9 protein-coding genes are annotated in these 7,586 nt (G+C 32.7%); 3 read left to right on the forward strand and 6 right to left on the reverse strand.

The genetic code is table 11. The annotated features are described in order from the left end of the window. Positions 1-204: 204 nt before the first annotated feature. Positions 205-1,335, forward strand: coding sequence for a DNA polymerase III subunit beta (gene dnaN / locus AB4Y90_RS12930; protein ID WP_441557981.1), 1,131 nt, complete (start codon positions 205-207; stop codon positions 1,333-1,335). Positions 1,336-1,415: 80 nt separating this feature from the next. On the opposite strand, the gene AB4Y90_RS12935 is transcribed toward dnaN, so the two are convergent. The 4 genes from AB4Y90_RS12935 to AB4Y90_RS12950 form a co-directional block, all read right to left on the reverse strand. Then, positions 1,416-1,904, reverse strand: coding sequence for a hypothetical protein (locus tag AB4Y90_RS12935; protein WP_441557982.1), 489 nt, complete (start codon positions 1,902-1,904; stop codon positions 1,416-1,418). A 40-nt stretch (positions 1,905-1,944) separates the two neighbouring features. Then, positions 1,945-2,316: a hypothetical protein gene (locus tag AB4Y90_RS12940; protein WP_441557983.1), complete on the reverse strand. Its 372-nt coding sequence runs from the start codon at positions 2,314-2,316 to the stop codon at positions 1,945-1,947. Beyond that, entirely contained in the window at positions 2,313-3,020 is a 708-nt protein-coding gene (locus AB4Y90_RS12945; RefSeq protein ID WP_441557984.1) for an AAA family ATPase, read from the reverse strand. Before AB4Y90_RS12945 ends, AB4Y90_RS12940 begins: the two co-directional genes overlap by 4 nt. Before the next feature lie 660 nt (positions 3,021-3,680). Continuing rightward, the gene (locus AB4Y90_RS12950; RefSeq protein ID WP_441557985.1) at positions 3,681-4,412 is read right to left on the reverse strand and encodes an endonuclease; all 732 of its coding nucleotides are present in this window, start codon (positions 4,410-4,412) and stop codon (positions 3,681-3,683) included. A 71-nt stretch (positions 4,413-4,483) separates the two neighbouring features. Here AB4Y90_RS12950 and AB4Y90_RS12955 point away from each other — a divergent pair, with 71 nt between their 5' ends. Together AB4Y90_RS12955 and AB4Y90_RS12960 are read left to right on the forward strand one after the other, a co-directional pair. Then, positions 4,484-5,839, forward strand: coding sequence for a deoxyguanosinetriphosphate triphosphohydrolase (locus tag AB4Y90_RS12955; RefSeq protein ID WP_441557989.1), 1,356 nt, complete (start codon positions 4,484-4,486; stop codon positions 5,837-5,839). 75 nt (positions 5,840-5,914) lie between these two features. Next, positions 5,915-6,853 (forward strand): SPFH domain-containing protein, encoded by a 939-nt coding sequence (locus AB4Y90_RS12960; RefSeq protein WP_441557986.1) that lies wholly within the window; start codon positions 5,915-5,917, stop codon positions 6,851-6,853. 56 nt (positions 6,854-6,909) lie between these two features. On the opposite strand, the gene AB4Y90_RS12965 is transcribed toward AB4Y90_RS12960, so the two are convergent. Further along, a complete protein-coding gene (locus AB4Y90_RS12965; protein WP_441557987.1) occupies positions 6,910-7,257 on the reverse strand; it encodes a DUF4377 domain-containing protein in 348 nt (115 codons plus the stop codon). Positions 7,258-7,322: 65 nt separating this feature from the next. After that, a partial coding sequence (locus AB4Y90_RS12970) for an Mpo1-like protein (protein WP_441557988.1) occupies positions 7,323-7,586 on the reverse strand: 264 nt, incomplete at its 5' end.

A 7,586-nucleotide genomic window follows, 5' to 3' on the forward strand; every position in this document is an offset into this window, starting at 1 on the left:
GAATATCAGACTTTAATGAACAAGAAAGTTAACATCAGCTATTTTACGATGGAGATTTTTGATCCTAAAATTAATGATTACAAAACCCTCAATATTATTTCTACCCTTAAAACAGAATAATGATGTTTGTTAATAACTCTCAGGATTATTCTTTTCTATCTGTTTTGTATTTGTTATATTTGTAAAAACTTATTCTTTAAATCTATGAAATTTATTATTTCAAGTGGTGAACTGCAGAAGGCTTTGCAAACTGTAAGTGGCGTAATATCAAGTTCTCAGTCGAGACCGATTTTAGAAAATTATCTTTTTGAGCTAAACGAAAACAACGTTACCATTACTGCATCTGATGGCGAAACAACACTCATTACTTCTTTGGAGGTAAAGTCTGATGATTCTGGTAAATTTGCGGTTCCTGCTAAGATTTTTCAGGATTTTATTAAAACCTACGGTGAGCAGCCCCTTACTTTGGTCGTGAAAGACAACGCTGAAGGTACAGGTAGTTTGCTGGAAATTTTAGATGAAAAAGATAATTTTGCTGTGGCTTTAGATAATGCAGACGATTATCCTGAAATTCCGGAATTTGATGCTTCCCAAAGTATTACAATGCCTGCAGGAGTTTTGTCTGAAGCTTTGACCAACACTCTTTTCGCAACAAGTAACGATTCTCTTCGCCCGGTAATGACGGGAGTTTTGTTCCAGTTTGGAGAAAACGAAACTAATTTCGTTTCTACAGATTCTCACAGATTGGTCGTTTACAAAAGAACAGATTTGATGAACGCCGAGCCAATGGAATTTATCATGCCTAAAAAACCTCTGAATATTTTCAAAAATATTCTGGCAAGCTCAAACGAAGATCTTACCATTGACTTCAATGAGAATATGGCGAGATTCACTTTTGGTAAACATATTTGGATCTGTAGATTGATCGACGGAAAATATCCTAACTATACTGCTGTAATCCCGAAAGAAAACCCGAATGTTTTAACGATCAACAGAAACCTTTTATTGGGTGCGATCAAAAGAGCGTCGATCATGTCTAATAAGTCAACCAATCAGGTAAGATTTAAATTATCGGCAAATATACTTCACCTTCACGCAGAAGATACAGAATACGCAAACAAAGCAGATATGCAGATTCCTTGTGATTATAACGGTGAAGATATCAACATTGGTTTCAGCTCAAAATTTTTAACGGAAATGTTGGGTATTTTAGGAGCAGACGATATTACCATGAAAATGTCTCAGCCAAACAGACCGGGAATCATCGAGCCGCTTGACGGACTTGAAGAAAACGAAAATATCTTAATGCTTTCAATGCCGGTAATCGGGTTGTAAGATTTAATGAAAATATATGTAAAAAGGATTTCATTTGAAATCCTTTTTTTGTTATGTTTTTATTTTACTGAAAACATAATTTATTTTTCATCAATTCTTAATTTGTCAAATAAAAGCCGCTGTTTAAAGATGTCGAGCATTTTCAAGTAGTCTTGTTTTTGGAATTCAAGTTGGGGTAATTTATCAAACCATTCAACAATAGAACCTACTTTTTCGGCTTCCCATTCATTTGTTTTGTCAATTCCTATTTTTTTCCATAAAATCGTATTTCCACAATTTGTAATTTCTGCTACAATTAAAGTACACGAAAAGTCGTTATCATCCGGACACATTAAAATCGGGCAAATTGTTGTTTCGTTTTCGATAGGTAATATTCGTTTCCACACAACTGCTTTTTCGTCATCACGTTCCATCCAATAAACGAGTGTTGGAATAAGTCCTTTAAACATATTGTTAGGATAAAGCTCTTCAAGCATTTCATCTAAGAAAGATCCGTCAATTTGATAGTTTATGAAGTCCCAATAATGATTATAATCACTTTTATCTAATATGCCTTCTATCTTGTTCATTGTTTATAAATAATTAAGCTCCAATAAAATCATTTTATTTTTAATCAACTAAAATTCTATAATCAAAAATTTCTTTCCTGTTCTGTAAAATAGAATCGAAATCAATTTTTTTAAATGATTTTTGCCTGTGATAAAATTTCAGATCTTCTTGATAAATTTCTAAAATCTTTTGTTTGATATCTTCATCTTTATTTTTTAGATATTCCTCACAAAGACACAATGCCAATTCTTGTTTTGCAGACTCAAATCTCCATTGGTTACCAACCATATTTTGACCATTAATCAATTGTTCTTTTTTCTTATCAAGAACATCATACTTAATGTGACAAGATTTAAAACTTACTTTTCCGGTATATTTTTTTGTACAAGAAAACTGTATTATCAGAATCGAAAATAAGCAGATTATTCTCATTTTGCGGCTTCCAGTTTCTCAATCAAATTCCCCTTTACCACCGTAAAAGTATAATCTTTCGCTTCTGCAAAAGAAATCTCATACTTACGCTCAATATTCCTCAAATCTTCCGGAAATTGAGATAAAAGATGATCGTAATATTCATCCAGAAAATCCTTTGAAGGCATTTTATAATTTATTTTTAACTGGAAACGTCTTATTAAAGCGGTATCAATTATTTCTGCGTGATTTGTTGCACAAAGCAAAAGCGCATTTTCGGGATAATAATCGATCAGCTGAATCAAGGTATTGACCAATCTTCTCATTTCGCCAACATCTTTATCGTCGCTTCCGCGTGCTTTTCCTATTTGATAAAGCTCGTCAAGGAACAGAACCGATCGTTCTCTTGCAGCTTTGTCGAAGATCATTTTAATGTTTTGGGAAGTTTCGCCGATTCTTGAGGAGACGATATTGCTCAGATTCAGAATGATGATGCTTTTTCCTAATGCGTTTGCAATTGCTTTTGCGGTCATTGTTTTTCCGCAGCCTGAACTTCCTTCCAAAAGGATTTTATTGTTTACAGGAAGACCACATTCCTGAAGTTCTTTAATATAAGTATGTTCTTTGATGAGCTGTACAAATTGTTGCTTGTTTTGAGGTTCAAGATAAACTTCGTCAAGCGTTACAGCTTCTTTATCCTGAATGATGAGATTGTACAGATTCATATTTGTCAGACCTTAATAGTAAGCTGCAAAGATAAATGATTTCAAGAATCTTTTCTTAAAATATAGTAAACCAAAAGTAAATGTTGAAAATCTTTTGCAGAATAAAAGATGTGTGAGAATTTTATGTTTTCGGCTCTTTTACTCCGGTTGAGTAAAAGAGCAGCAGTTTTAAACTGCAAACATAAATAAAAATAGTAAATGTGTTAAATAGGCTGAATGCTAAAAATTTTTAGTTGCCCTCTCTTTTTACTGTTGCAAAGTATGAAGTAACTAAAACAGCACAAGTTGCGATACCAATGTAAGCGATCATAATTATTAATTTTTTAATTAAACTAAATTTTGTTGCGAATTTTATAATGCAAATGTACGGCGTTTTTTGCAATCTGCAAACTTTATAATATGATGTTTATCACTGTTTGAATTGGTTTTGGGGCTGATTTAAGGATTGTTTATATTAGTTTTTTTCAATTGTTATCCTTATTTGAATCTTATTTTTATTTATGGAATTAATAAAAAAATGTAAATTTGATAATTATTTTGTGTGAAATATTGTCGATTTGTTAATTTGAAAATTCATAAAATAGTATGCTTTGCATTTAGAATTATGTAATTTTTAAAAAATAGTTAATACAGGATAAGCAGAAACTTAATAATATTTCACTAAAACAAAAACTGATCTTTTTCACAGAAAAAACTCGTTCGCTTACTTTTTCCGGTATCTTTTTTTATGATTTCTGCACCACATTTTGGGCAGTTTTTCTGATGATAAATTTGAAAATGCTTACTCAGAACATTTGCTTTCTTCCATTTTTTAAAATCGAAACTGTAATTTCTTGCCTCTGAAATAATTTCTTTCAATTTTTTTGAAGGCAACTTTCCGATGAGACTTTCCGGGTGAATTCCGGCTCTGAACAAAGCTTCGTTTTTAATAATGTTTCCCACGCCGGAAAAAATATCCTGATTCATCAAGGCATCGCAAATCATCATTTTAGGATTTTCTTTTAAAATTTTTTCAGTTTTTTCAGGATTCCATTGATCGCTCATCACATCAGCTTGCCAATTAATTTTTTTTAGGAAACTTTCATCAACAATTTTTACCGAACAGGTATAAAAATACATTCCACCATCTTTGAAAGTCAGTCCCAGTCGAAGAGTATCGATGTCTTTTCTTTTATACAAGCTGTAAGATCCAAACATCAGCAGGTGAATTTTATAAATAATCTTATCGAAAATAAGGTAAGTCTGCTTTCCGAAAGTTTTTATTTCCCGTAAAGTTTCTCCTTTTATTTCAGAAGTTTCCGGAAGTTCGCTTCCATCTGTATCAATTACCTTTTCACCTACAAATTTTTGCAGATCTTCTTTCATCAGAACAATTGTAGGACCTTCAGGCATCGTTTTGTTTTTGTAGAAAAACTCAAATATTATTCCTTTAAAAGTAAAATTTGAATTAATTTTGAAAAATGATGAATTTGAACTACATTTTTACCAATCAGCGTACCGGTAACAATCCAAATACTAAAGCTTCAAGAACCGATTTTCAGAGAGATTTTGACAGAATTATCTTTTCTTCGGCTTTCAGAAGATTACAAAATAAAACCCAGGTTTTTCCGCTTCCGGGAAGTGTTTTTGTACATAATCGTTTGACTCATTCTTTAGAAGTTTCTTCTGTCGGAAGAAGCTTAGGAAGCGTAATCGGTGAATTTATAGCTGAAAATTTTAAAAGTGATCTTACAGAAGAATCAAAGAATTTTTACAATCATAATTTAGGAAATGTAATTGCTGCGGCTTGTCTTTGTCATGACGTTGGAAACCCTGCTTTCGGACATTCGGGAGAAGATGCAATTGCAAGTTATTTTGACCGTAATGAAAATGATCTTAAACCCAAATTTAACGATAAAGAATGGGCAGATCTGGTAAATTTTGAAGGAAATGCCAATGCGATCCGTGTTTTGGCTCAACAGCAAAACGGAAAAGATGCGGGAGGAACTCAGCTGACATTTGCCACTTTAGCAAGCATCGCAAAATATCCCTGTGAAGCAATTGCAAAGAAAAAAGGAATTATTCACAGAAAGAAATTTGGTTTTTTTCAGAATGAAAAAGATATTTTCCTTGAAATTGCAAAAGGAACAAACTTAATCTCAGAAAGCGAGGAGCCGTATATTTTCAAAAGACATCCTTTTGTGTGGTTGGTAGAAGCTGCCGATGATATTTGCTATAATATTATCGACATGGAAGATGCGCACAGATTGGGGATTGTTTCAACGGCAGATTGCCAAAATCTGTTTTTTGAGCTCGTAAAATCTGAAACTGATGATGTAGACAGAGTAAAAAGAAAGCTTGATTCTATAGGAAATGACAACGAAAAGATTTCTTATCTAAGAGCAAAGGTTATTAATGCTTTGATTAATAAATCGATTTCAATGTATAAGCAAAACTTTGATAAAATTCTTGAAGGAAATCTGGATAAAGCCTTGCTTGATATTTATAAAAGTGAAAATAAAGCTTTGCAGGATATCGAAAGCTTTTCGGTCGAAAAAATATACAATCATAAAGCAGTTGTGGAAATTGAAAATGCAGGCTATAATGTAATGTACGAGCTTCTTGATCATTTTATTCCGTCAATTTTAAAGTCTCAGGATAAAATAAAATCTTATGATACGAAAGCTTTAAAATTAATTCCAAAACAGTTCATTTACGATGAAGGAAGCGACTATCAGAAAGTTCTTGGTGTCATCGATTTTGTATCGGGAATGACCGATAATTACGCCACCGATTTATACAGAAAAATAAAAGGAATCGATATCGGGATGACGATGTAGTTTATTCAATTTTATTTGATATATCTGTAACTTTTTTGTATCTTCTCGACATATCAAATTTAAAATCAAAATTATATGTATCCAATTTTAGGTGTAGTCGTATTTTTTGGACTTATCGTCCTTTTTGCATCGTTTTTTACGGTAAAGCAGGAGACTGCTGCTGTTGTAGAAAGATTAGGAAAGTTTCTGAAAGTGAGCCACGCCGGTTTGCATTTGAAAATTCCGTTTCTGGATCAGATTTCTAAAAGATTAAATCTTAGAATTCAGCAATTAGATGTTTTGATTGATACTAAAACTTTAGATAATGTTTTTATCAAAATGAAAGTTTCTGTGCAGTATCAGGTGATCAGAGATAATGTGAAAGATGCATATTATCGTTTAGAAAATCCTGAAAATCAGATCACTTCTTATGTTTTTGATGTGGTGCGTGCAGAAGTTCCAAAGACAAAATTAGACGATGTTTTCGTAAGAAAAGATGATATTGCAATCGCTGTAAAAAGTGAGCTGCAGGAAGCAATGCAAAGTTATGGTTATGATATTATCAAAGCTCTGGTTACCGACATCGATCCTGATGAGCAGGTAAAACATGCGATGAACAGGATCAACGCTGCAGAGCGTGAAAAAACTGCTGCAGAATACGAATCTGAAGCACAACGAATTAGGATTGTTGCCGTTGCAAAAGCTGAAGCAGAATCTAAAAAACTTCAGGGACAAGGTATTGCAGATCAGAGAAGAGAAATCGCAAGAGGGCTTGAAGAATCTGTAAAAATGCTGAATGCAGCTAACATAAACGCTCAGGAAGCTTCTGCATTGATCGTTGTAACCCAACATTATGATACGTTGCAGTCGATTGGTGCAAACAACAGAAGTAACCTGGTTTTGCTACCTAATTCTCCAACAGCGGCGAGTTCGATGCTGAATGATCTGGTAGTTTCAATGGCGGCAACCCAAAAAATGGAAGAAAATATTCTCCAATCGCCTAATCCTCCTAAAAAAAGAGGTTATCAGGAATAATAATTATTCTAAAAAATAATCCCTTTCAAAATAATTGGAAGGGATTTTTATTTTGTTTATTTCTTGGTTTTTGAAACCTGTTTTACCAAAATATATTTAATGGAAGAAACATCCATCGGCGGATTTTCAATTTTTTCTGTTTTTACTTTTAAAACATATTCAAATCCCGGTTCGTAAGTAAAACCTTCAATATTGGTGTAGAGATTTTCCCAATTGTCAGATTCTTTTTCTTTTACCTGAAGACATTTCATGGGCGCTACACCTGTGCAATCGACTGTTTCGGCTGCAATAATAAATGTTTTTTCATTGTTTTCGGCTGGATTGCCCATTGATTTGCACTGGGTTAATACAAAAAGGCAGAATGTGAAAACGGTACTTTTAAGAATTAATATAATGTTTTTCATAACTCAAAATTTTAGGGTAAAATGGCAAGTTTTATAAATATTTTTAAATAAATTTAATAATAAGATTATTTATTTCCGTTAAATTTCTGTTTTCCGATTAAAAGTTCAAAAAACAATTTAAAATCTGACAATAAAGACCATAGCGGATATTTGAATGTTGCGGGTTTATTTCTTTCAATAAAAGCATGACTGAGCCATGCAAAACCATATCCGAAGATCGGGATGTACCATAGAAACCTTTCTTTTCCGGTATATATTACAAAACCAATCACAAGAAATACAAATAAAATTCCCAGAAAATGAAAAATTCTGGTTCCCAGTTTTTTGTG

The sequence above is a fragment of the Chryseobacterium sp. 2TAF14 genome (genome assembly GCF_052115105.1).
Classification (GTDB): Bacteria; Bacteroidota; Bacteroidia; order Flavobacteriales; family Weeksellaceae; genus Chryseobacterium.